This is a genomic window from Olivibacter sp. LS-1 (assembly GCF_008245145.1).
GTDB lineage: Bacteria > Bacteroidota > Bacteroidia > Sphingobacteriales > Sphingobacteriaceae > Olivibacter > Olivibacter oleidegradans.
In genome coordinates this window covers 809187-834501 of sequence record NZ_CP041643.1, presented here as the reverse complement: position 1 = coordinate 834501, position 25315 = coordinate 809187, and the positions used below count along the sequence as shown (strand labels likewise).

Below are 25315 nucleotides of genomic sequence, written 5' to 3'. Positions count from 1 at the left end.
TTGTTCTGTGAGTATTCGGGATGTAGCGCAGGCCGGTAGCGCGCTTCGTTCGGGACGAAGAGGTCGCAGGTTCGAATCCTGTCATCCCGACGGCCAAAAGGTGCTTGCAGAGCAAAGTTCGAGGTTCATTTACTAGATTCAAGCTTATTTGAAAACACGGTAAATGGATCTTGGACTAAGTAGAGGGGACGAAAGCTTTTTGGATATTCTCCCTCTTAAGAATCACTGAGTTAAGTGAGATAATCTTATCCATGCTGCATGCGAGAAAAAGAATAAGGCCTTCGTTTTGATCGGAAGGCCTCCGAGTTGAAAATTATTCTATATAGTATTAGGCGTATATACTTTTAGCACGCCATCTTCTTCACTACTCACTATTAACAAACTTTTCTTCGTTGGGCTGTCGGCCGCGGAAATGAATAAAACACCTTCCGGTGCGTCACCGGTTTTAAAGATTTGTAAAAAAGTTGGCGCGCTCGGATTCGTTACATCATAAACAGCAATGGCGTCAGCCCTTTCCATACCGATGAAAGCAATATCCTTATTTCCCACCCTTCCAAGGGTGATACCTTCAGGTTCTACGCCTTTATCATCGCTGCGGTCGTCATCGTAATAGCCAGCAGCATTAGCTTTTACCTCCAATTCGTTTTTACTATCGTAGACCATTTCGCCGGTCGTGCCATTCCATACACTAAAAGAACGTGCACCCAAAGAATAAAGGGCTTCGTATAAGCCATCCTTGTTGCTATCTCCCAAGGTAGTAGTAACATTCAAACGACCAAGTTGCGCATCCTGTTTAAGCTCCTGCTCGTTTGGAAATACAGCAGGATCGAGACTCATATTTTTTATTCGTTTGAGTTCTTCTATTGCATCGTATTCCCGCGCGTCGCCTTCATTAACCGTAAATAAAAATGGAATGCTTCCCGTCTGCAACACAGCAATGGCGTCGGGCATGTAGATTCCTTTCACCGGACAGGGCTTAAACGCGACAGTACCATCTTCATTGGACGGGTCTATTGCGTTTGCTTCAACATTGTAATCTTTAAAACCTAAGGGGAATATATTCGTGGCCGTTTTAGTCGCCAAATCAATTTTGGCAATGGCATTGTTTTCTTGTAAGGTCACCCAAGCCGTTTTTGAGTCCGGTGAAATGGTGATGTATTCTGGTTCTATGTCTTGCGCAAAAGAAGCCCCGGGACCGAAAATGCGAAATCCTTTTTGTTGCAAAGCCGCTTGCTCCGATTCAAAACGGCTAAAATCTACATTGACAACCTGATAATTATCCTTCACACTAACAATAGACACCGAACCGACGGGATCAAGGCTATAATCGGAATTGGGTTCACCTTCGTTAGCTGTAAGAATATAATTGCCATCAGGGCTGAATGTCACCATATCAGGCAAAGGGCCGGTGCTTACGGTTTTTATTTCTGAATAATCGTTGGTATTATATACCGTTACCCTTCCGGGTTGTTGTTTGTCGGGCGATTCAATGGCCGCAGCCAACAAACCGTTCTTTACGGAAACACTATTTACCGCGCCGCTGTTAGTTGGAATAGAATGAATGATAGTCATCTTGGAAGGGTCAGCTATATCAATGACATCAATCTTATTTATTTCGCCATTGTTTACAACAAATAATCGTTGCATTGAAGGGTCATAGGCACTGATTTCTGCTGCGCCCGTATCGCCGATATCCAAAGTCCCGATTTCGGTAAATGAAGCAGGGTCTTCTTGCTGACCGGGCTCGTTTCCATTTGCATCGTCATCTTTCGAACAGGCATTTAGTATTACGATGAGAACAAAAGGCAGTAAATGTTTAAATTTCATAATTGTATCAAGGCTTTATTAAAACTAGGCAAGAGTAAAGAAGAAAGATGAACCTATTGTTAACATAGCGTTGCTAAATTGTTGCGACAAGTAAAACGGCTGATAAATGGAGAAGTCTCCTATGCTTCTTAGCGAAAACAAGGAGACTTCTTTTAAGATGGGTCAATGTGTTTAGTAACCAGGGTTTTGATACATTTTTTCCGGATCCAGTTGATATTCATCATAAGGAATTGGAAAATACCGGTCTTTGGTACCGATGTTATTCAAATTAGCCAAACCGTAATCACTTTGGTTTTTGGATTTAAAATAAGCAACTAGTTCTTCGGCAGTATAATTTCGGATCAAATCGAACCAGCGATGGTTTTCAAAAGCCAGTTCTACACGACGTTCGTGCAGAATGGCTTCTTTTAAGGTTGGATACTTTGTGGCATAAGCCGTATTTCGCATGGCCTCCTGATAGGAAGGCATGCCAGCGCGTGCTCTAACCTGATTCAATAAAACGATCGCTTCGCTATCTTTACCTAATTTCATTTTAGCCTCCGCCAGTAATAACATGATGTCGGCATAGCGGATCACGATCCAATCATTTCCACCCCAGCCTTGTGCACCAGCTGCCGGACTGGTATCTCTAAATTTAGTAATAAACCAATCGCTTACTTGCGGATCCGCAGCGAATTTCACAGAGAAGTCTTTTCTGAGGTCGCCTTGTTCGTAGTCATTCACTAAATCACGTTTAGCCATACCTCCCGATCCTGTAGATGGTTTTAAGGAGTTGATGGTCTCTCCTTTTGCTTGATTATTGCGTGCAATAGCAGAGGAATAATTTTGATCACCTTGTAGGTATTGAATCTGGAAGACCAACTCCTTACAGGTGTTTTTCTTATTTACATCAAATACATCGGTATAGGGAATCTCTTGTAATTCGCCAAAACTGCGCATGTTGTAGGCCGCCGAAAGATAAGCCTCTGCCTGTTGAAGATTTGCTTGCGGATTTTCGCTCAAGGTAGATCCCATAGTTAAGTAGACTTGGCCAAGCAGCGCATTGATAGCCGCTTTGGAAACCCTTCCAACGGCGTAATCCCATTGCTCATTGGGCAAGTTGCTGTCCAAAGCCTCGGTTAGGTCTTTTATAATCTGTCCATATACTATACGTTCCTCTTGTCGATAGGCAATTGCCGATACTTCATCCGTTGTTGTAGGAGGAACTGTTGTTAAAGGAATAGCACCCCATTTCCGCACCATATGGAAATATAGAAGTGCGCGGATAAATTTAGCTTCGGCCATATAGCGTTTTTTGGTGTCTTCATTTGAAAAAGACACTCCATCAATATGAGCCAGTAAGGTGTTGCATCGGGCAATTCCATCATACATGTTTACCCAATGCGTTTTTAGATAAGAATTGCTCGGGAGCAAGGAAAAATCATTGAACTGAAAAGGTTCGCCCGAGTTGGACTGATTATCGTTAGTTCCGGTATTATCTGAACGTTGTTCACTATAGAGGCTGCTGGTTTCCCCAATGGTATTTCCACTGCGGAGCGCCTGGTATAAACCATTAACAGCCAATAATACATCGTTCTCTGTTTTAAAATAGTCATCTATTAATGTTGCATTCGGATCTTTTTGATCCAGAAAGTCTTTACTGCAAGAGCCTAAAGTCATGATCGCAATAGGCAAGATATATTTCCACTTCATGGTGTGCTATTTAAAAAGTTACTTTTAATCCCAAGTTATAAGAGCGAACCAACGGATATAGGCCATAATCTACTCCAGGTGTTAGGTTGGTGGCATTTTTACCGTTATTATAATCAGGCTCCGGATTATAACCTTTGTAATCCGTAATCGTAAATGGATTATCTACACTGGCAAAGAATCGAGCACCGGATATTTTTAAAGAAGAAATCCATCTCTCCGGGAAGGTAAAGCCAACCATGATATTGGTCATTCTCAAGTACGATCCGTCTTGCAGATAGAAATCAGATAAACGCGTGCTATTACTCTGGGTGCCTGCTCTGGATGCTCGGTATACCTTTCCGTTGCCGGGACTTGCTGCTGAACGCCAGCGTTGATCAACATCGGCATATTGATTACCGGATCCCTCCATATTATAGAGGTAATAATCATAGCCATCAAGAATTTTATTTCCCTGAGAGCCATTAAAAGACGCCCTTAAGTCGAATTTTTTATAACGTGCACTAATAGCAAAACCATAAGTGAAGTCGGGATAAGGACTACCGATAATCTGTTTATCACTATCGTTGACGATACCATCACCGTTGATGTCTTCAAAGTAAAGATCGCCCGGATGCATCGGATTCGATTGAGCCGCAGAAGGAGCCACCTGTTGGTAATTTTCCTCGTTCGCTACACCGAGTACTTTGAACCCCCAGAACATACCAACGGGCTGACCCTCCTGGGTAACGTGGGTGATATAAGAACGTTCGGCACCGTTCACATAGATGGTAGAAGCTCCTCCTAAATCCAACACCTTATTCCGGTTTACGTTAATGTTTCCGCTGAACGAAAGATTAAAATCCTGTTTTTGAATGAGTGCGGCATCAACCTGAAAATCAAAACCCTTGTTCTGCACCTTACTGTCTTTCAAATTGGTTAAGATAGAAGAGGTTCCTGATACTGCCGAAATGGGTTGATTAAATAGCAGGTTATACGAGCGACTTAGGTAAACGTTTGCTAAGAAGTTCACTCGGCCATTCAGAATGCCCACATCCAAGCCGGCATTATATTGCGAAGTAGACTCCCAACTCAAGTTCGGGTCCTTTAAATCGTCGGGCCAATAAGCTGTTGCCACTTGACCGCCTATAATCGCCCCTCCCGGCGCATTATAAGCCGTTAAGGCTTCGTAGTCGCCAATGTTATTATTTCCACTCAAGCCCCAGCTTGCTCTAACTTTTACCGACGACCCCATACCTAACCAGTCATTATAAAAGTCTTCGTTCGAGAGTGTCCAACCTCCCGATACAGATGGAAAATAGCCCCATTTATTATTAGGACCAAAACGAGAAGAACCATCTGCACGGAAAGTTCCCTGTAAAAAGTATTTCGACTTATAATTGTAACTTACCCGGCTGAAATAGGATTGTAGTGTAGTACGTTGTTTATAAGCCTTTTCTAACCAAAAGTTTGTTGGTGCGGCTCCTTTATCCGTGATTTCACCAATGGCATCGCTTTGAAAACCATTAGCCCTTACCGAAGTGAAATCTACATCTGTTTGCTGTGCGGAATAACCGATCAACGCGTCGAGGTTATGATCGCCGAAAGATCTTTTATAATTTAAGGTCGCTTCTCCCAGTATATCCAGATCGCCTTGGTTATCTGCCTGTGCATAGGCCGCATTAATGGCCTGTGGCGAATACGGAGCATAGTTACCATCGCTTAGGCTGGTCGGTTTATAATAATCGTATTTTTCGTTATACGTTGTTATGCCACCATTTACTCTTAGCCGAAGGCCCTCGATAATGTCAAAATTAGCAAAGGCATTATACAAAGACCGGCGCTCCTTGCGATTATCTTTCACCATGGAAACATAAGCAAGTGGATTTTCAGGATTCTGAATACCATAATTTTGCGCAGAAAGTTCTGCCATCTGGTATTGAATGGGATTACCCTTTTCATCCCGCGCCGGAAGGTAAGGCAGGTAAAGCAGGGCTGCCATGGACGGACTTTGGTTGTAACGACCGGTACCAACTTCATTGTTATCATTATAAGTAAAGGCAATATTCGCTCCTACTTGTAATCTTTTGCTGATCTGTGCATCAATATTACTGCGAAAGTTGAAGAGCGTTTGGTCGGTACCAAGCATAATGCCATCTTGCTTTTGATAAGATCCGCTGACATAATAATGAACTTTTTCGCTACCTCCGTAAAACGATAAATTATGTCGTTGAAAAGGCGCATTGCGATAGAGTTCGTCCTGCCAATCGGTATCGTATTGAGGCGCTTTGGCCTTTCCTGTTGAAAAATCATATATATCGACAGGAATCTGTACGGATCCTGCATTTCCAACTAGTTTCACCCGCGTAGCATTATCATCCAATAGCATATTGTCTGACCAGGTTTTACCCGAGTTGATTACCAAGTCTTTATAGGCGTTGTTACGTCCATCGATCAATAAGTCAATGAACTGAGAGGCATTTAGGAGGTCTACTTTCTTTGAAAGTTGACCAAAGCCGGCTTGCACATCGTAATCAACATGACTGGTGCCTTCTTTTCCTCTCTTAGTCGTAATCAAAATAACACCACCGGCTCCGCGGGATCCATAAATAGCGGCAGAGGCAGCATCTTTAAGTACGTCTATGGATTCAATGTCATTGGGATTAATGTTGATATTGTTGCCGGCAGGATATCCATCAATGACATATAAAGGATCCGAGCTGGCATTGATAGACCCAATACCTCTTACTCTGATCCGAGTACTGTTATAGGGTGCTCCACTGGTTTGGGAAACCTGCACACCGGCCAATTTACCTACTAACGCTTGGCCAAGCTTTGGCGCTGTTAGGTTTAATTCGTCACTCTTCACGCTCGAAATCGCACCCGTTACATCCGATTTCCTGACCCGTTGATAACCAATGGAAACAGTCACTTCTTCCAATTCATTGGCACTGGCATTCAAACTTACTATTAACGGAGTATTTCCTTCTTCTACAAGAACTTCTTTGGTTTCGTAGCCAATATAGGTAAAAACCAAAGTTGCCCCTACCGGTGCATTCAAAGAAAAATTACCGCTACCATCCGTTGTTGTACCGTTTGAAGATTTGTTTTTCTCTCTTATGCTTACCCCGGGAATAGGCACTTGCCGATCATCAGTAACGGTTCCTTTTACGGTTTGCTGCATTGCTTCAACCGGTTGCTTTTCTTTTAACGACCTCCCTGTCATTGCCATGGAAGGACTCGCAGCGAGACTGCAAAGTAGCATAAGCCCTGCTTTAGTAGGCAAAGGTCCTCGCTTCTTTAGTATACTGCTAAATCGTTTTTGTAAATACATATCAAATTGCGTTGTACATTAAGTTAGGTGTAGTTTTTACACTTACGCAGGCAAAGTTGATGTTTAGGTGTTATATTGATGTTAGGTGTATATTAAGTTAAGGCTGTTGCTTTTCTTTTTTAACATGGAAAGATTGCGGCCGCAAAAAAGAGGATATAATTACGGAAGCATTTACCGTATTAAGGAGCATTTGGCGGCGTAGTATTCAGGAAGCACCTCTATTTCCTGCAAGAGGAAGGCATAATCTGCAAAAGTTCCTTTGTTCGCTGAGTCCCATATTATGTCTTGACAATAATTCATATCACCCCAGCCAAACATTTTGAGGACTGCTTCCTGGTGCACCCAAGCCTTTATCCAATTTTCGACACCGGTGAAGAAAAGTAGTTTTTTATTAAGGTGTATTTCGGGGATGATAGGCGAACGGGCTTGGCGATGCTCAATATCAAGCCCCAAGGAATGATCACCTAAACCTACTAACACCATTCCGCAGGCATGTGCTATAGAAATATGTAAATTTCTATCCCTAAAATAGGGTTTCCCCTCAGCGGTATACATAATATCCTGAATTTGGCACTGACTGTCAATTTTACGTAATAAATCTGACAACAATTTGAGTCCTAGTAGCGACTCCAGTTTTCTGTCCGTATTTTTAGTTTTAAATATCAAATGATTTGACGGGAAAAATCGGCTATAGGGGAGTAATATTTCCCTGTCGTATTCATGAATATGTGCATATTTTTCCATAAGGCTTCGTAAAAATAAGCTTTTAAATTAAACGGTAGATCATGGACCTGCTAACAGATAAAAATATTCCTTTTGGTCCCAAAGAGGCATCGGAAGTCGAGGAAGGGCCTCAGGCCTTATCGAACATCTTGAATTTATTTCATCAATACGGCGATATATATAAGATTTACTCTGAAAGACGGAATAATTATACCTATGTAATTTCTGATCCTGAAATGGTGAAGCATGTTTTGATCACCAATAACAGAAATTACGAAAAAGGCGTCGGCATAGACCGAGTAAAGATCTTATTGGGCAATGGGATCATGGTAAGTGAAGGCGATTATTGGAAAAGACAGCGACGGATGATACAACCCGCATTTCACAAACGAGTGATAGCCAAACTGACTGATGATATTGCGCAAGCCAACGAAACGATGTTATCGAACTGGTTGACCGGCAACAAAGAGATAAACCTAACGGCAGAATTGAGTTCGGTAACTTTGCGCATCGTACTACAGGCATTGTTTTCAGTTGATTTTCAACAATTGGAAAAACGCGAAGGAGTAAATCCCTTTGCGCTGCTTACCGAAGTTCACGAACGTAATCTCGTATTTGCCATGAAATTTAGGGCTTTGGCGAAAACCATTCAAGAGATTATCAATCTTCGACGCAAGGAACGTCGGGTTGAAGAGGATTTTCTTTCGATGATTATGGAAGCTAAAAATGACGAAGGGCAAGGAATGTCTGATAGGGAAATTATAGATGAAATGATGACCTTAATTGTTGCCGGTCACGAGACGACAGCCAGTGCGTTGACCTGGGCTTGGTACTTATTACATAAGCATCCGGAGGTTTATGCGAGAGCGAAACAGGAAGCCTTGCAAGTGCGAAACGTCCATTTGCGATTTCATCATTTAGAGCAGCTACCCTATATTAGGCAGGTTATTGAGGAAACCATGCGACTTTATCCACCCGGGTGGCTTCTTACCAGACGCGCTATGCAGGACGATGTCATTGGTGGATATCATGTGCCTCCGAAAACCGATATATTCATATCTCCATATGTTATCCACCGACATCCTAGGTATTGGGAACAACCGGACCTATTTAATCCCGAACGCTTTGATGCTTCTTACCGAAGGGAAAGACATCGCTTTGAGTATTTTCCTTTTTCGGGGGGGCCACGTCAATGTATTGGCGATTTTTTTGCTCTGGTAGAGATGCAGTTGCATCTCGCCTTGATTCTTCGCACTACAGATATGGAGATTTTGGTGGATGAGCCAATAAGCATGGAAGCTCAAATAAATTTAAGACCTGATAAGCCCCTCTTTGCCCGATTGATAAACCCAAGGAACTAATGCCGGAGCTATTATCATTCCCTGTTGAAATAGAATTTTTTTAAATGAAGACACTTGTAGATACGATTATAAGTAATAAAGAACCAAATGCACGTATACACTTTATCCGAGGTGCAGAGGAAGAGTTTGCCCTGTCATATGAAACATTAAAGCAGCGGGCATTGGGCTTACGCGCCTTTTTGCACGGCCAGGGTGTGACCCAAGGCGATGAGATCATCTTATTGAGCCAACGGAATGAGGCATTCATAGAGGGTTTTTGGGCCGCCATATTGGGCGGTAATCCGGCCATTCCGCTTGCTTTCGGAATTTCCGATGAACATAAATGGAAACTCTTTCGGATATGGCAACAATTGCAGTCCCCGTGGTTACTCTTAGATGCAACACAAAAGGAACGATTGGAAAAATTTGTTGCTCTAAATGGTTTGAACGGCCTTTGGCAAAGTGTTCAGAAGAAAAGTATTGTGATTGAAGAAATACCGCCCTTAATTGTCGCTGACGACTTTATTGCTGTAGAAGAAACTGATACGGCAATTATTCAGTTTTCATCTGGCACAACCAGCTCGCCTAAGGGGATTGTTCTAAGCCACAAAAATATATTAACCAATATTCGTGGGATTATCAAGGGCATGGCGATGACGGAGGCGGATAGTACATTTAGTTGGATGCCGCTCACACACGATATGGGACTTATCGGTTTTCATCTAACCCCTTTCGTGCAGGGTGTAGATCAGTATTTAATGCCCACGGATTTATTTATCAGAAGACCGTGGCTGTGGTTTCAGAAAATCAGTCAAGTGCGTAGTACCGTTACTTGCTCTCCGAACTTTGGTTATCAACATTATTTGAGTGCTTTGGAGAGAAACCAATCACAAGATGCCTTAGCCCTCAATCACGTTCGTCTAATATTTAATGGTGCAGAGCCCATTGCGGTCCCTTTAGTGCAGCAATTTTTAAAAAAAATGCAGATTTATGGACTTAACGATACGGCGATGTTCACCGTTTACGGATTGGCTGAAGCGAGCTTGGCTGTCGCTTTTCCCGAACCGGGTAAACGTTTTCGTTATGTAACGCTTGATCGAGAGCGGCTGCAAATGAATACACAAGTGCAATATACAGAGAATGGCGTTTCATTTGCTGTCGAGGGAAAGCCTATTGCCGGTTGTTTTGTTCGAATTGTAGGGCCCGATCAGTCAAATTTGTCGGCTAATCATATTGGTAAAATCGAGATAAAAGGCGAGAACGTAACGAAAGGTTATTTGAAGCAGGAAGAGCTCAATCGCGAAGTTTTCCACGAAGATTGGCTAGATACGGGAGATTTGGGCTTTCTTACGACCGATGGGGAGTTGGTCGTTACGGGAAGATGGAAGGACATTATCTTCGTAAATGGACAGAACTATTATCCTCATGACCTTGAGCAAATATTACAAAGCAAAGGCGTAACGGGAACAGGGAGAGTCGCTGTAACTAGTGTGAGGGGAGAGGGTGAGGAACGGGATAAAATATTGGTTTTTATACTATATAAGGGGAGGCTGCCAGATTTTGTTCCGATCATCAATGCTGTAAAGGGAGTGGTAAGTGAGCAACTTGGAATTGAAGTGCAGGAGGTGCTTCCGATAAACCAATTACCGAAAACGACGAGCGGAAAAATTCAACGATACCAATTAAGTAGTAGATATCAACAGGGGGATTTTAATCAGGTGATTCAAGAGCTTTTAGAATTGAGCGCTATGGATGACGAAGGCCAACAGGGAGTGAGCACAATAGAGAAAACCTTAAAAGGAATTTGTGACGGACTATTAGCCAATAAACGAATCGACTTAGATGAAAATATTTTCGAAATTGGTACCACTTCATTGGTGCTTGCACAGATTCACCAGCAGATCGAAGAGATTTACCCGGGGAAAGTGGAAGTGACCGACTTTTTTGATTATCCAACTATTCGGCAACTAGCAAGCTATATAAATGGGAAAAAATGACACTATTCGTAAGCGCCGCGCGCATACTTCCATCTTTTATGCGTCCATAGCCAATTATCGGGATGCTCTTTAAGGAGCTCCTCAACCTTCTCGATATAGGTTGGCATGATTTCCTTTTTGAGATAGTCATAAGGAGGTTCGGCTATTTTCTCTATGGAAACAGTGTACCGGCCTCTTCCAATTTTGCGTGTTCTCAGGAAGAAGACCGGAAGCTTGGTAAACTTGGGCAGCGATTCCGCTCCCGGGTAAAAAGCGGTTTCTTGCTGCAAAAAATGCGCCCAATACTTGTCTGTTACATGTTGAGGGGGGCGTTGATCTGCCACCATGGCAATAATCCGCTTCTTTTTGATTCGCTTGATAAGTGTCGGTAAGGCCTCGTCTTTCGGGATAGGTAAACCGCCAAAGCGGCTTCGTATGGCAAGCAACAGCGATTCTACCCGCTTATTGTTAACAGGCATGTATATGGCATCGATGGGCGTTTCAAAGGCAAGGCAACCGGATAAAAGTACCCACTCCCAATTGAATTGATGAGCTGTTAAGACGATAACCGATTTATCTTGATCAAGATATTCACGAATGCTTGCGGTGTTTCTAAAATCGACACGCTTTCTAAGTTGGGCCTCGGAAAGATTAGACGCTTTTAGCGTTTCTACTAGCCAGTCAGCCATGTGTTTATAAAATTTCCTCGCAATCTTGCTTAGTTCTTTCCGTTCTTTATCCGGGAATGCTTTGGAAAGGTTGTCGAATACTACCTTGCGACGATATTTGACTATACTGAACGCGATAAAGGCTAAGCAATCAGATAAAAGATATAGTACCGAAAGCGGTAGTTTTTTAAGGATATTCAAAAGAAACATATGCGCTCAGAATTTAGAAGGAAGCTCCTTACACCCATAATTTTTGTTGAAATTAGGGTAAATACCAATACCTTCGGTAAGGGAATCGTCATAAAACACCGATGTTAATAACGCATGGGATAGCCGGGATTTATGCGACCATTTCGGATTTTGTTCAATTTTTTATTTATCATTAGTTTCTGCAATTCGCTTAGATAGTCAATCGGTAATTTTCCAAGTATATGGTCATATTCATGTTGTATGATTCGTGCCGTTCTGCCATAAAAATAATCGGTATGTAGTTGAAAGTTTTCATCCAAATAGGTCATTTTAATCCAAGAGAATCTTTTTACGGGGAAGCTAATGCCAGGTATACTCAGACAACCCTCCTCATCCAGTTCCATTTCGTCGGAATGGGCCATGATTTTCGGATTGATAAAAGCTTGCCGTATGCCTGGGTAGTCTTTTTGCGCCATATCCTCGGTATTAACGCTGGAAAAGCTAATTCGACTATCGACTACAAAAAGTTGTATGTTTTCATTGACTTGTGGAGCTGCCAAGCCTACACCCGCGGCATTATCCAGGGTTTGCCAGAGATTTTTTATGAAAGAGTTTAAATCCGGATATGATGGGGAAACAGTTAGACAGGCTTTTCTTAAGTTTGTAGCCCCATATGCTAAAATTGGTAATATCATCTTTTTCTTTACAAAATTACTTGGGTTGGCCGCATAGTGATAGTAAAAAATAGACAGTTCTCAGATCGTACACTATGGATAGTTTTAAAGGAAAACCAGTATCTTTGTAGCGATATGCCCGTGGAGTTACTTAGACATATAACTTACAGCAATCAAAGGGAGGCATTTAAAAAACTACTCCCATCTGCCGATTTAACTAAATTTATCGATTCCTATGTTATCTTCGAGTCGATAAATTTGGAGAATTGTGTAGCGCTAAGTGATGGCGTGCCCACGCTGGTATTTCTTTCCAATCCGGATATAAACGTAACGTTCACCAACAAAGAAAGTTCGATAAATATAGTTGGAGCATGGTGCTGCGGTCAAAACTTAAAACAGGTAAAAATCACTTGTGATAGGCAGATCGATCAACTATTAATCATCCGCTTTCAGGCCGATGCCTTACAGCAACTCGATGCAAAAACCAATAACAATCTTCGAGGAGCAAAAGCCTTCCCTTTAGATTCTTTATTCGGTAAACCGGCCAAAAACCTATTGGATCTCATGTATACAACGAGCGATATCCGGGCTAAAATTGGATTTTTTGAACAGTTTATTAGAAGGCATTTAACTATGAAGCATGGACAAAATGGTATTTTGAGAGAAGCCATGAAATATATCGGCATGCATCATGGTAATATTTCAATACAGGAAGTATCGAAGCGGGTGGGAACAAATTATAAATGGTTAGAGCGGAACTTTCTTCAATGTATTGGGATAAGTCCAAAGGAATATGCGCGGACACAGCGTATTTTACGAACATGCAACTATTTTGAGGAAGGAGAGGATAAGCTCTTATCAATCGCACTTAAAAGTGGCTTTTATGATGAGAATCATTTGTTGAAAGATTTTAAGAATTTTTTTGGTGAGAGTCCGTCGTCTTATTGGAAGAGGAATAGAAAAGAAAGCTGAGTCTTGCTTATGTAAAAATAAAAATCGCTAGAAATTAGCTAGAACTAAATCGTCTCATTTTTGTAGTGAGATAGAATCAATGAACATTTTTGTCGAACCAAGCGATTACTTTGAGAAATATGGAAAAACTTATAAAACCTACATTTAAAAAAGCTTCAGCTGACGATTTTTTTAAAAAAATGCAGAAAGAAGTACATGAAAACATTCTTAAAAATCCGCGTATACAAACAGGAAATATTATAAAGTCCTTTTTTCTATTATTTGGTTTTTTAGGAAGTTATGTAGGGATATTGGTTTTTGGCCATACCAAAGGAGGTCTTTTTTTCTTCTATATATTAGCGGGTATGTTTATGATTGTATTATTTGTAAATGCCTTTCACGATGCCGCTCATAATGCTGTCTTCAGAAACCCTAAATACAACAAATGGTTTACCAACGTGCTCGAACTTTTCGGCAGCAATAGCTTTATCTGGAAAAAGAGGCATCTGGTTTTACACCATCCTTATGCGAATATACAACACTGGGATATCGATATTAAACAGAGTGACTTAGCACGTATATTCCCATCCAGCCCGTTTTTTAACTATCATAAATATCAACATATTTATATGTTTTTATTATATCCCTTTTACACCCTTAATTGGCTTTTTATAAGAGATTTTAAAGATTTTTTCGGAACGAAGGACAATTACTTAAAACGGGTAGTTACCATCCCGAAAATTGAATATATCAAATTATTTGCCTGTAAGATTTTTAACCTGTTTTATTTGCTGTTTGTGCCGATGCTGGTTTTACAGCAACCATGGTATATGATTTTGTTGGCCTGGTTTGTGATGCACTTATCGGGAAGCGCATTAGGTGTTATAGCCTTGCTATCAACCCATGTTGATGAACACGCACACTTTCCGATGCCTCCCGAAGACGGGAAAATGCAAACAACGTGGGCGGAGCATCAGATGCGTGTAACAAAGGATTTTAGTGCCGATAGTATGTTGGCCAATTTCCTCTTTGGCGGCTTTACGCACCACGTAGCCCATCACCTGTTTCCAGGGGTTGCGCACACCTATTATCCTTATATCACGCGGGTAATTCGTAGATATGCAGCTGAATATGGTTTGCCTTATCACTGTTACCCGTTCTGGAAGGCGATAGCATCGCATTTCCGGCTGTTACAAAAAAACGGAAGAGAAGAAAACTTATTTAGGACAGGGGAGTTATAGAAGAAACCACATGCTAAAATTTTTCACCATAATAGCGCTTACAGGATTGTTCTCTTGCGGCAACGATGTTAAAAATCGACCTACTAAGAATATAGAAGCCAATATCGAAAGAATCCATACGGATCTGGACAAATTAATTAATGTCGGGGCTGATTTGGAGATCATTGCTGAAGGGTTCACATGGGTGGAAGGGCCTTTGTGGGTAGAAGAAGCGGCAATGCTTTTGTTTTCCGATATTCCACCCAATAAGGTTTTTAAATGGACGGAACAAGGGGGCTTAGCATTATATTTGGAACCTTCCGGATATACAAGTAACAGGGCAAGAGGAGGAGAAGTCGGATCAAATGGCTTGCTATTGGACCGGCGGGGAAATTTAGTTCTTTGCCAGCATGGTGATCGGCGGATAGCCCGTATGGACGCTTTATTAAGTCATCCCGAAGCTAAATATACCACGCTCGCCGCCAAATGGAAGGGGAAAAAATTGAACAGCCCGAATGATATTGTAGAGCGAAGTAACGGAGATTTATTCTTTACTGACCCGCCTTATGGATTGAATGATCAACATATTGAACAACAGGAGTTGGATTTCTGCGGGGTCTATAAACTAGATACGATGGGTCGCTTAAGCTTGTTGATCGACAGCATCCACAGGCCTAACGGAATCGCTTTTAGCCCCAATGAAAATAGGTTATATGTCGGTAATTCGGACAATCAAAAGCCGATGCTCTATGCTTTTGACATTACTCCCGATGATTCCCTGAAGTCGGCCGGGATTGTTTTCGATTTTAGCAAATTTGGTGGCGGGCCCGATGGCTTTAAAGTAGATAAAAATGGAAATATTTTCGCTAGCGGCCCTGGAGGAATTTGGATCTTCAACAGTTCGTATGAATTGATAGGAAAAATACATATAAAGCAACGTGTTTCCAATTGCTGCTTAGCGGACAATGATAAAACCCTGTACATTACAGCTAGTAATCAGGTATTGCGTTTGCGCATGCGTTAAGATAAAGTAATAGCAAGTCACATCGGAAGGAGCAAAAAATAACGGGCATGTCCATCACAGAACATTGTTTAACTCCAGATCAAATTTATGGCGATTTGTTTAAGGAAGTCCAGTTGCAACGGATATTCGCCGATAATAAAACATTCGTAGACGCTATTCCGAAAGAAACACCGGAAGTGATTTTACAACGCTTTCGAATTCAGAGGCAGATAAAAGACTTTTCATTAATCGATTTTGTAAAAGCAAATTTTGAACTCCCACAGCCTCACGACGTTCAGTATTACAGTGATGCGAATACCCCAATTGTTGAGCATATAGAAAAATTATGGTCGGTTCTGAGAAGAGAACCCGATAAAGTGATTCCCGGAAATTCATTGTTGCCACTTCCCTTTCCCTATATCGTTCCCGGTGGCCGTTTCAATGAGATCTACTACTGGGACTCCTATTTTACCATGCTAGGCTTACAAGAAAGTGGCGAGTATGAGATGATTGAAAATATGGTAAAGAATTTCGCTTTTATGATCGACCGCTATGGACACATTCCAAATGGCAATAGAAGTTACTTTTTAAGCCGATCCCAGCCACCCTATTTTTCACTTATGCTGGATTTATTGGCAGAAATAAAAGGCGGAGCAGTGTACCGGGATTACCTCGGAACTTTGTTAAAAGAATATGCTTATTGGATGGACAAAACCCAAAAGGCCAAACATGTAGTGGAAATGTCGGATGGGCAATTCTTAAATCGGTATTATGACCAGTTAAATATTGCCCGTCAAGAGTCGTACTATGAAGACGCTCATTTAACTGTTGTTGCGGAAAAGAAAGATTCCCGTTTATTTCGCGACATCCGCTCGGGTGCCGAAAGCGGTTGGGATTTCAGTTCGAGATGGATGGTAGATGGCAAAGACCTGCACACCATTGAGACAACGAGAATTATACCCATCGACTTGAACTGTCTTTTGTATCATCTGGAAAGGACGATTGAAAAGAGTTATAAACTTTTGGGCGATAAAGGTAAGGCAATCAAATATAAACGGATTGCTAAATATAGAAAGCAAGCTATTCATCAGTATTGCTATAATAAACGCGACGGTTGGTATTATGATTATAATATTCGGACTGATTCCTTGTCAAAAGAAACTACAATTGCAGGTTTTACGCCCTTCTTTATTGGTATTGCACCGCAAAAAGGAATAAAGAAAGCGGTCGAGATGATTCGTAAAAATTTTCTAAAGAGTGGCGGAATTATCACGTCGCTCAAAATCTCAGGCCAACAGTGGGATGCACCCAACGGTTGGGCGCCCTTGCAATGGATGGTAGTAAAAGGTTTGCAAAATTATCGTCAATTTGATTTGGCTTCAAATGTCGCCAAACGATGGATCGCATTAAATACCAAAGTTTACCAACAAACAGGAAAGATGATGGAGAAATATAACGTGATTGATGCCCATGTAGAGGCTGGAGGTGGAGAATATCCTGCTCAGGATGGTTTTGGTTGGAGTAATGGGGTGCTGCTTAAATTTATAAAGATGTACGGAGAGTTTTGATTAAACAATTAAGCCTTATCTTTGTGGCAAACTTGAAGAATGGACTGGAAACAACTACTTTCTGCAAAACGCTGGGGATACGAACATCGGGAAATAAAAAATCAAGATATCGCGAGATCGGAATTCCAACGAGATTATGATCGATTGATCTTTTCTTCGCCCTTTAGGCGTCTTCAGAACAAAACACAAGTGTTTCCTTTACCAGGAAGTGTTTTTGTCCATAACCGGCTGACACATAGTTTAGAAGTCGCCAGTGTTGGACGATCACTGGGCAGAATTTTCTATACCAAAAAGAAAGAAGTGTTTTCAGCGCTGGATGAACAGTACCCTTATTTACAAGAAATAGGAAATATCGTTTCCAGCGCCTGCTTAGCACATGATATGGGAAATCCTGCCTTTGGGCATTCGGGAGAAGCGGCTATTTCTCATTATTTTTTAAGTGGAGATGGCTTGAAGTATAAAGAGCAAGTAACAGCTGCTGAATGGCAAGACCTCACTCACTTTGAGGGAAACGCAAATGCATTGCGCATTTTAACGCATCAATTTAACGGGAAAGAAGCCGGCGGCTTTGCATTAACCTATAGTACTTTAGCGGCAATTGTAAAGTATCCATGTGCAGCGATTGATGGAAACGTTAAAGGAAGAGGCCTCCATCGAAAAAAATATGGATATTTTCAACCTGAAAAAGAATCGTTTATTAAAATAGCCAAAGAACTTGGTATGGAACAAGATGAATCCTGCCAAGAAGTGTATAAACGTCATCCTTTGGTTTATCTGGTAGAGGCTGCTGACGATATTTGCTATAATATCATTGATGTTGAGGACGCTCATCGGTTAGGCATACTCTCTGCTGTCGAAGTGGAAGAATTGTTGATTCCGTTAACAAATGACGGAAATATAAAAAAGCGGCTGGCAGATATAAATGATGTTGATAGTCGCGTGAGCTTGTTAAGAGCAAAAGCTATTAGCACCTTGATCCAGGAATGTTCTCATGTCTTTTTTGCAAAAGAGCACGAAGTTTTGTCCGGTAATTTTGAATCCTCTTTGATCGACAATATTTCGAGTCACTTGAAAGAGGTTATGAAAACCATTGAACGAATTTCAATTGATAAAATTTATAACGCACCGGCGGTTGTGCAAATTGAGGTTGCAGGTTACAAGGTAATGAGCGGTTTACTGGAAGAGTTTGTACCCGCTTATCTCAACCACGCCTCATCTTACGACAAGAAAGTGGCCGCGCTGATTCCTAACCAATATAAACGGGAAGAAAGATCTACCTACGGAAAAATACGATCGGTATTAGATTTTGTTTCCAGTATGACAGATTTATACGCAGTAGAACTATTTCGAAAAATAAAAGGGATTTCTTTTCCGTCGCTCGATTAAACATCACCCGCGGTTTTACCCGTGTGCTAAGCGCAGAACCGTTTTGGTTTTTGGTATAAAAAACATACATTTATATCAAAATTCATTTCTATGCGCCGTGAGCTCCTTCATTTTTCGATGATGATAGAAAGTCGCTTCGATAAAAGCGCGGTAAAAAAGAAGGGATTCTTCTTCCTCTTCAAGCGTTTTTTCTTCTGTCGTTAATAAAAACGATGAAGTATCTTTAAGAGACCCGCTTCATATTTCCGTTCGCGAATAACGAGCATTTTACCTAATTTTGCATCCTCATGAAAAAAAAGATTCCACAGGACAAAAAGCTGCTCGAGAATATTGAAGTTATCGACATAGCGGAAGAAGGAAAGGGCGTTGGGAAGACCGATGACTTAGTAATTTTTATAGAAAAAGCGATTCCCGGAGATGTAGTTGATGTTGAGCTTATCCGTAAAAAGAAAAATTTTGCAGAGGCGAAGATCACAAAGGTCAAACAGGCTTCAAAACATAGACTCGACGCTTTCTGTGCGCATTTCGGAGTGTGCGGTGGTTGCAAGTGGCAACATATGGACTATAGGGCACAACTAGTGTATAAACAAAAGAGTGTCGATAATGCTTTAAGCCGAATAGGCAAGATAGACACCTCCTCTATGGAAGAAATTTTGCCCTCGGCTCATACGGTATACTACAGAAACAAACTGGAGTATACTTTTTCAAATAAGCGCTGGTTAACGACGGAAGATATCGCAAGCGGAAAGGAACACGAGATGAGTGCTTTAGGTTTTCATGTTCCGCTACGATTCGACAAAATTCTGGGAATAGAACATTGCTATTTGCAGAAAGATCCGTCTAACGCCATTAGAAATGAACTTAAACAGTTAACAATCGAAAAGGGGATTAGCTATTATGATCTTCGAAATCATGAGGGGGCGCTCCGGAATCTGATGATTCGTACTTCAACTACGGGCGACTTAATGGTTGTGGTGGTTTTTGCTTACCCGACGCAAGAACAAATTGTGCAAGTAATGGAATTTTTGAAGGAACGGTTTCCGGAGATTAGCTCCTTGCAGTATATCATTAATCAGAAAAAAAACGATACGATTTTCGACCAGGAGATTATTACCTACGCGGGAAAAGACCATATTTTTGAAGAAATGTCCTTACCGAACCGTTCCGTGCGATTACGGTTTAAAATCGGAGCTAAATCTTTTTATCAGACAAATTCAGAACAGGCATATGAGCTTTATCGTATAACCAAAGAGTTTGCGAACTTAAAGGGCCATGAATTGGTATACGATTTATACACAGGTGCCGGAACCATCGCCAATTTCGTTGCATTGGATGTTAAACAGGTAATCGGAATAGAATATGTACCATCGGCTATTGAAGATGCAAAATTGAATTCATCGATCAACGGCATTGAGAATACCTTGTTTTTCGCGGGGGATATGAAAGACGTGCTGACTCCCGAATTTACGGCAACCCATGGAAAACCGGACTTGATCATTACCGATCCGCCGCGGGCAGGGATGCATCCGGATGTGATAGCAAGGCTGCTAGAACTGGAGGCTCCGAGAATTGTATATGTTAGCTGTAACGCGGCAACGCAGGCAAGAGATTTAGCTTTGTTAAATGAGAAATACCTGGTAAAACGAATTAAACCGGTTGACATGTTTCCTCATACGCAGCATGTGGAAAATGTAGTTTTATTGGAGAAGAAGAAGTAATATGCTTTAAGTTCTACGTTTTAAGACTTATAACGTACTACGTAAAACTTATAACGGTAAAGAAAATGAATTTAGAAGAATTATTATCCGCACAAGCCGGTGACGATGGACAGGCTCCGAAAAAAGATAGTCCCTTAAAGAGCTTGCGCGTTGATTTGAACTTTTATAAAGATTCAATTAAGGAAGTTGCTATCGAGATTATGGCGGAAGGGCTCTCTCAATATCCTATTTTTATCGCTCATCAACATGAGGTCAATCTGGGCGAACTCATATTAGATAGAAACGAACTCGGCACGCAATGGACTATCCAAGCATCCACCTTGGAAGAGTTTGTAGAGAAGGGAGTCATTCTTAAATCGCGAAAGGAACATTTTATAAAGACCTATAAAAAGCCTGAAGATTTCATGTGTCTTTTCGTTATTGTACCCGAAGGTGCAAATTTTGTCTTTTATCCTTATAAGGGAGAAGAAGTTAAAAGCTAAAAGTATATCGTTTAAAATGCATAAAGGTCGGAGAATCACAAAGGCCTTAATAAGGATAAAAACCAGATAATCAGTGATTTATATTTTGCTGTATGTTGTGGTGGTTGTATTAAAAGAACGTTTATTTTAATCATTTTTTGTCGCTTTGGCTTGATCCAAACCGACGCAAAGATCAAGGCTATGGATGCTACCTTGCACCTGATGGCAAAGCATCACTGGCGCGTATTGGAGCCGTTTCACTTCTTCAATCCGCTTGGGTATTACAATATGAACCTATGTACAAATGCTTTGCTGCTCGTTGCGTCGATATCCTCCAAGGCCATGTAAGCACTTCGGAACGGTTTTGCAAGGGGCCTCGATGGGCCGGAAAGAACGGCCTCACAGCGTGAGCGTTAAGAAGATTTAGGATAGCCAAGGCAAAAAAATCATGTGAAAAGCGAAGCGTGGATTGAAGGGAGGGGCGGCTCCACATGATTTGATCGATGAACCTAAATCTTTAGCGAAGGATGTGCAGCCTTGATTGTTTGGTTCTTTATGATCAAGCATAAAGAACATATATTAAGTTCACTGAAGGTAATTCCTGGGACTAAATTCAGATTGGTGAAAGCAAAAAAATAATTCGTAAATTTGCCCGTACATCACTAAAGGGGTGCCTTGTTTTTTTAAAACACAAATCAGGGCTGAGATTATACCCATCAGAAAAAGGAAGCGACAAGCTGTACTTTTCTGAACACCTGATCCGGATAATGCCGGCGTAGGGAGGGAAGAATTACCAAATGAGGTTATATTTTATTTAAGTGTAGTAATTAACTGTTGTAACCCCTATCAACGGTAAGGCGAATTAAAAATATATGTATATTGTGAAAAAGAGAGGCTTGCTTTTTATCTTGGCCGCATTTAGTCCGATGTTCTTATGGGCGCAGACCAATCTATCCGTGAAAGTAGTCGATAAAGACGAAAACAAACCACTTGGTGGTGCCAGTGTTTCTGTAGTAGGGTCTTTAGCAAACGGGCAAACCAACCGGCAAGGTAATATCTTGTTTAAGAATCTAAAAGACGGAAGCTATACGATCCGTATAAGTTATGTTGGTTATAAGCCCGTTGAAAAGAAATTGGTTTTACCATCGACTGAAGAATTTATTGTGTCATTGAGCCAACAGGAGTTTATAGCCGATGAAGTTATTGTTAATGCCACTCGAGCTAATGCAAATGCGGCAACAACGTATAAGAATCTTAACCGTCAGGATATCGCAAAGAATAATTTAGGGCAAGATTTGCCGTACTTGCTTGATCAAACACCCGGTGTTGTCACTTACTCAGACGCGGGTGCAGGCGTTGGTTATACAGGAATGCGTATCCGAGGAAGCGACCCTACGCGGGTAAATGTGACGGTCAATGGAATTCCTTATAATGATGCAGAAAGTATGGGGTCTTTTTTTGTGAATCTTCCCGACTTTGCGTCCTCTGTGGACAATATACAGATTCAGCGTGGTGTTGGTTCTTCTACGAATGGAGCGGGCGCCTTCGGTGCCAGTGTCAATATACAAACGAATACACGGGTTGATACATCCTATGCCGAATTAGATAACTCTTACGGATCATTCAATACCTGGAAAAATACCGTGCGAATTGGTACAGGGCTAATCAATAATAAGTTCACTTTTGATGGTCGTCTGTCTCGCATTAAGTCGGACGGTTTCGTTGATCGTGGTGCGTCTGATCTTAAGTCTTTCTTTTTAAGCGGTGCTTGGTATGGAAAAAAAAGCTTGTTAAGAGCCAATGTCTTTTCCGGGAAGGAAAAAACCTATCAAGCGTGGAACGGTGTGCCTGAAGAAAAGCTTTTTGGAACGGCCGCTGATATAGAGGCCTATATATCAGCAAATGGGTTAATTGGAGAAGATGCAGAGAATATAAGAAACGCAGATCCCCGTCGCTATAATTCTTTCTTATATAAAAATCAAAACGACAATTATCAGCAGGATCATTACCAACTTTTATACTCTACGAGTGTATCGGATAAACTTAATTTAAATGGCGCTTTACATTACACGAGAGGGCGTGGTTATTACGAAGAATATAAAACAGGCGCTGCATACGAAGACTATGGTTTAGCCCCCGTAGCGGTTGGAGATAGTACTATTTCTTCAACAGACCTGGTACGGGAAAGATGGTTGTCCAACCATTTTTACGGGATAACGTATTCCGGGCAATATAAAGCCAGCGACCAGCTTAATCTAACCCTTGGCGGGGCTTATAATGAATATAAAGGAGATCATTATGGAGACATCACATGGTCTAGAAACCCCTTGTTTGAACGTGCAGCTCATGAGATTGATAAGGGCGCATTTGATACGCGTTATCGGTATTACTTTAATGATGCCAAGAAAACAGACTTTAATATATTCGCAAAAGGGGAATATCAAATGGCAAACTTTTCACTTTTTGCAGATGTGCAATACAGGCGTGTCACCTATTCTTTCCTAGGTTTTGATAGAAATCTGAATAACGTGCAACAAGAAGCGGACCTCAATTTCTTTAACCCAAAAGTAGGTATGACTTATCGATTTGCCAACAATAGCCAAGCGTATCTTTCTTATGCCGTTGGCAATAAAGAGCCTGTGCGGGATGACTATGAAAACTCCACACCGGATAGTAGGCCAAAAGCAGAGCGTATGCAAGATATCGAGTTGGGCTATCGCTTGTCAACCGCTCACGTTAATATGGGAATCAATGGCTATGCGATGCTATATAAGAATCAGCTTATTCTAACAGGACAGATTAACGATGTTGGCGCCCAAACACGCATGAATGTCCCCGATAGCTATCGCCTGGGATTGGAAGCCGATGTGAAATGGCAGCCTATCCGTACCTTCTCTTGGGCATTGACCGGTGCTTTAAGTAGCAACAAAATCAAGGACTTTTACGAATACATTAATATTTATGACGCTGATTGGAATGTGTCAGATCAACAGGTAAATCATTACGAACGTACAACGATTGCGCTTTCACCCTCTTTCGTTGGATCAAGCGAATTGGCTTTCGTACCGGTAAAAAACGGAGAAATTGCGTTTATCTCTAAATATGTATCAAGACAATACCTCGACAATACCTCGAATGTTGATCGAAGTTTAGATGCCTTTTTTGTCAATAATTTACGATTGTCCTATCAATTGAAATTTAAAAGCGTAAAGAATATCGGGTTATCCTTATTAGTTAATAATATCTTCAATGAAAAATATGAGTCGAATGGTTATACCTATAGTTCTATTTATCAAGGAGATCCGGCGGTTTATACATCAAATTTCTACTTCCCGCAAGCAGGAACGAACTTTCTATTGGGACTTAATGTAAAATTTTAAGGACGGGAAGGTTTGAGGTAAAAGGTGTAAAGAATACGGTGTAGGGGCAAGGCTTTAAGCATACGGTGCCTTAATGCCTTGCCCTAAACCCTTACCTTCTTACTGTATGGTTAAAGCATAGACGGCGAAAGAAGCCAGCCAATGCTCGCCCATGTAATCTCCGCTAGCGACATGTGGTAAAGCGGCTGTAAGGTGTTTCTTTGCCAGATTAATTAAAGCCGCCTTGTTTTTACGACTGTGGTGGGCAATACCGTATAGACACCAGGCACGACTTAAATTCAAACCATCTAGATGCACCAACTTACCATCGGTTCTGTCTGTTACGGTTCCGGGTGTGAGGGTTGCCGGACCGTTAAATAAATCAGGTAAAAACCGCTCGATCCAGGAAGCATAGTCTTTTGCGGGGAGTATACGCCACATTAAATCGGCCTCCTCTAAACAAGGACTCAGAAAATCTGAGCCACCCGGTTCGTAATTGATTGGACATCCCGTGTCTTTTTTGTAGAAGCGTAGCGCGGTTTCCCGAACAATATGAAGCAAAGAATCATTTTTTGTTTCCATTCCATAGTCATAGGCCAAAGTCAGCCCAAAAGCCAGATTGCTATGTTCACCCACGCGTACCGCATAATTCATCTTGGGTAAGTAATTTATATACAAGCGAACGAGTTGCTGTGCCAAGGGCTCAAGGTTTTTACTTAGTTCTTTTCCTAAGGGATCGTTCCACGATAACAGCTCTTTTTGCAGCTGTAGGAGCCATGCCCATCCATAGGTCCTTTCAAAGCCCCGCTGCTGCTCATCTTTAAAAATTTCGACTTCCGTTAATATATTGTCTGCACTTAGGTTGGTACGAAGTTTAGTTCGAATCTCTGCTGCCTCCGGGAGATGAGGGAAAAGTTTGAGCAATCTTACCAACATCCAATGACCGTGTACACTGCTATGCCAATCGAAGCAACCATAAAATGCCGGATGGTAATTTCTGGGCCTTGTTATTAAGGAGGTGTCCGAAAAGGTGACACTCGTTTTGTAAGGAAATTCTTGCTGCATACATTTCAGCGGTAGCTTAGCTAGGTGGGAGGCACCGGCTACATTGAGAACATACTTCCCTTGAGCTTCACTATAGAGTTTTTCTTGGGCATGCGATAAGGAATAGAGACCATATAGCAAGAAAAGTGAAAGGATAAAGGTTTTATTTATCATTGTGAACGTTAATTTAGCGCTGAATATAAGTC

The 25315-nt window shown here is 41.4% G+C and carries 17 protein-coding genes, 1 tRNA gene and 1 riboswitch; of the genes, 11 read left to right on the top strand and 7 right to left on the bottom strand.

Annotated elements, in window-relative coordinates; translation table 11 throughout:
- Nucleotides 1-16: 16 nt before the first annotated feature.
- A tRNA-Pro gene (locus FKG96_RS03265) sits at nt 17-90 on the top strand.
- Between the two features lie 228 nt (nt 91-318).
- Here the strand turns inward: FKG96_RS03265 and FKG96_RS03260 are convergent.
- The 4 genes from FKG96_RS03260 to FKG96_RS03245 all read right to left on the bottom strand — a co-directional run bounded on the left by FKG96_RS03260 (nt 319) and on the right by FKG96_RS03245 (nt 7573).
- Nucleotides 319-1827 carry a choice-of-anchor I family protein gene (locus FKG96_RS03260; RefSeq protein WP_130854658.1) on the bottom strand — a complete coding sequence of 503 codons (1509 nt, stop codon included), beginning with the start codon at nt 1825-1827 and terminating at the stop codon, nt 319-321.
- A gap of 171 nt (nt 1828-1998) precedes the next feature.
- Nucleotides 1999-3519, bottom strand: coding sequence for a RagB/SusD family nutrient uptake outer membrane protein (locus FKG96_RS03255; protein WP_130854659.1), 1521 nt, complete (start codon nt 3517-3519; stop codon nt 1999-2001).
- A gap of 10 nt (nt 3520-3529) precedes the next feature.
- Entirely contained in the window at nt 3530-6829 is a 3300-nt protein-coding gene (locus FKG96_RS03250; protein ID WP_130854660.1) for a TonB-dependent receptor, read from the bottom strand.
- Between the two features lie 171 nt (nt 6830-7000).
- The gene (locus FKG96_RS03245; RefSeq protein WP_013664553.1) at nt 7001-7573 is read right to left on the bottom strand and encodes a 4'-phosphopantetheinyl transferase superfamily protein; all 573 of its coding nucleotides are present in this window, start codon (nt 7571-7573) and stop codon (nt 7001-7003) included.
- A gap of 41 nt (nt 7574-7614) precedes the next feature.
- Between FKG96_RS03245 and FKG96_RS03240 the strand changes: the two genes are divergently transcribed.
- Complete coding sequence (locus tag FKG96_RS03240; protein WP_130854661.1) at nt 7615-8913, top strand: cytochrome P450; 1299 nt, start codon at nt 7615-7617, stop codon at nt 8911-8913.
- A gap of 44 nt (nt 8914-8957) precedes the next feature.
- The gene (locus FKG96_RS03235) at nt 8958-10889 is read left to right on the top strand and encodes a non-ribosomal peptide synthetase (RefSeq protein ID WP_130854662.1); all 1932 of its coding nucleotides are present in this window, start codon (nt 8958-8960) and stop codon (nt 10887-10889) included.
- A 2-nt stretch (nt 10890-10891) separates the two neighbouring features.
- On the opposite strand, the gene FKG96_RS03230 is transcribed toward FKG96_RS03235, so the two are convergent.
- Together FKG96_RS03230 and def are read right to left on the bottom strand one after the other, a co-directional pair.
- On the bottom strand, nt 10892-11746 hold the full coding sequence (locus FKG96_RS03230) for a lysophospholipid acyltransferase family protein (RefSeq protein WP_130854663.1): 855 nt from the start codon (nt 11744-11746) through the stop codon (nt 10892-10894).
- A 104-nt stretch (nt 11747-11850) separates the two neighbouring features.
- Nucleotides 11851-12420 carry a peptide deformylase gene (gene def / locus FKG96_RS03225; protein ID WP_130854664.1) on the bottom strand — a complete coding sequence of 190 codons (570 nt, stop codon included), beginning with the start codon at nt 12418-12420 and terminating at the stop codon, nt 11851-11853.
- A gap of 114 nt (nt 12421-12534) precedes the next feature.
- Between def and FKG96_RS03220 the strand changes: the two genes are divergently transcribed.
- From FKG96_RS03220 to FKG96_RS03185, 8 genes are all read left to right on the top strand, one after another.
- Entirely contained in the window at nt 12535-13371 is an 837-nt protein-coding gene (locus tag FKG96_RS03220) for an AraC family transcriptional regulator (protein ID WP_341273581.1), read from the top strand.
- A gap of 179 nt (nt 13372-13550) precedes the next feature.
- Nucleotides 13551-14591, top strand: coding sequence for a fatty acid desaturase (locus FKG96_RS03215; protein WP_242627113.1), 1041 nt, complete (start codon nt 13551-13553; stop codon nt 14589-14591).
- A gap of 10 nt (nt 14592-14601) precedes the next feature.
- Nucleotides 14602-15594: an SMP-30/gluconolactonase/LRE family protein gene (locus FKG96_RS03210; RefSeq protein ID WP_130854667.1), complete on the top strand. Its 993-nt coding sequence runs from the start codon at nt 14602-14604 to the stop codon at nt 15592-15594.
- A gap of 38 nt (nt 15595-15632) precedes the next feature.
- Complete coding sequence (gene treF, locus FKG96_RS03205) at nt 15633-17141, top strand: alpha,alpha-trehalase TreF (protein WP_256377671.1); 1509 nt, start codon at nt 15633-15635, stop codon at nt 17139-17141.
- Between the two features lie 39 nt (nt 17142-17180).
- The gene (locus FKG96_RS03200) at nt 17181-18527 is read left to right on the top strand and encodes a deoxyguanosinetriphosphate triphosphohydrolase (protein ID WP_013664544.1); all 1347 of its coding nucleotides are present in this window, start codon (nt 17181-17183) and stop codon (nt 18525-18527) included.
- 287 nt (nt 18528-18814) lie between these two features.
- On the top strand, nt 18815-20245 hold the full coding sequence (gene rlmD, locus FKG96_RS03195) for a 23S rRNA (uracil(1939)-C(5))-methyltransferase RlmD (RefSeq protein WP_130854669.1): 1431 nt from the start codon (nt 18815-18817) through the stop codon (nt 20243-20245).
- 65 nt (nt 20246-20310) lie between these two features.
- Nucleotides 20311-20727, top strand: coding sequence for a hypothetical protein (locus FKG96_RS03190; protein WP_013664542.1), 417 nt, complete (start codon nt 20311-20313; stop codon nt 20725-20727).
- Between the two features lie 635 nt (nt 20728-21362).
- A riboswitch (TPP riboswitch) is annotated at nt 21363-21507 on the top strand.
- Nucleotides 21508-21578: 71 nt separating this feature from the next.
- A complete protein-coding gene (locus FKG96_RS03185) occupies nt 21579-24086 on the top strand; it encodes a TonB-dependent receptor (protein ID WP_130854670.1) in 2508 nt (835 codons plus the stop codon).
- A gap of 99 nt (nt 24087-24185) precedes the next feature.
- On the opposite strand, the gene FKG96_RS03180 is transcribed toward FKG96_RS03185, so the two are convergent.
- Entirely contained in the window at nt 24186-25283 is a 1098-nt protein-coding gene (locus FKG96_RS03180; RefSeq protein WP_130854671.1) for a DUF2891 domain-containing protein, read from the bottom strand.
- Nucleotides 25284-25315 lie beyond the last annotated feature (32 nt).

Coding starts and splice junctions, on each gene's coding strand:
- FKG96_RS03260 (WP_130854658.1), bottom strand. CDS start 1,827: ATGAAATTTAAACATTTACTGCCTTTTGTTCTCATCGTAATACTAAAT.
- FKG96_RS03255 (WP_130854659.1), bottom strand. CDS start 3,519: ATGAAGTGGAAATATATCTTGCCTATTGCGATCATGACTTTAGGCTCT.
- FKG96_RS03250 (WP_130854660.1), bottom strand. CDS start 6,829: ATGTATTTACAAAAACGATTTAGCAGTATACTAAAGAAGCGAGGACCT.
- FKG96_RS03245 (WP_013664553.1), bottom strand. CDS start 7,573: ATGGAAAAATATGCACATATTCATGAATACGACAGGGAAATATTACTC.
- FKG96_RS03240 (WP_130854661.1), top strand. CDS start 7,615: ATGGACCTGCTAACAGATAAAAATATTCCTTTTGGTCCCAAAGAGGCA.
- FKG96_RS03235 (WP_130854662.1), top strand. CDS start 8,958: ATGAAGACACTTGTAGATACGATTATAAGTAATAAAGAACCAAATGCA.
- FKG96_RS03230 (WP_130854663.1), bottom strand. CDS start 11,746: ATGTTTCTTTTGAATATCCTTAAAAAACTACCGCTTTCGGTACTATAT.
- def (WP_130854664.1), bottom strand. CDS start 12,420: ATGATATTACCAATTTTAGCATATGGGGCTACAAACTTAAGAAAAGCC.
- FKG96_RS03220 (WP_341273581.1), top strand. CDS start 12,535: ATGCCCGTGGAGTTACTTAGACATATAACTTACAGCAATCAAAGGGAG.
- FKG96_RS03215 (WP_242627113.1), top strand. CDS start 13,551: ATGCAGAAAGAAGTACATGAAAACATTCTTAAAAATCCGCGTATACAA.
- FKG96_RS03210 (WP_130854667.1), top strand. CDS start 14,602: ATGCTAAAATTTTTCACCATAATAGCGCTTACAGGATTGTTCTCTTGC.
- FKG96_RS03200 (WP_013664544.1), top strand. CDS start 17,181: ATGGACTGGAAACAACTACTTTCTGCAAAACGCTGGGGATACGAACAT.
- rlmD (WP_130854669.1), top strand. CDS start 18,815: ATGAAAAAAAAGATTCCACAGGACAAAAAGCTGCTCGAGAATATTGAA.
- FKG96_RS03190 (WP_013664542.1), top strand. CDS start 20,311: ATGAATTTAGAAGAATTATTATCCGCACAAGCCGGTGACGATGGACAG.
- FKG96_RS03185 (WP_130854670.1), top strand. CDS start 21,579: ATGTATATTGTGAAAAAGAGAGGCTTGCTTTTTATCTTGGCCGCATTT.
- FKG96_RS03180 (WP_130854671.1), bottom strand. CDS start 25,283: ATGATAAATAAAACCTTTATCCTTTCACTTTTCTTGCTATATGGTCTC.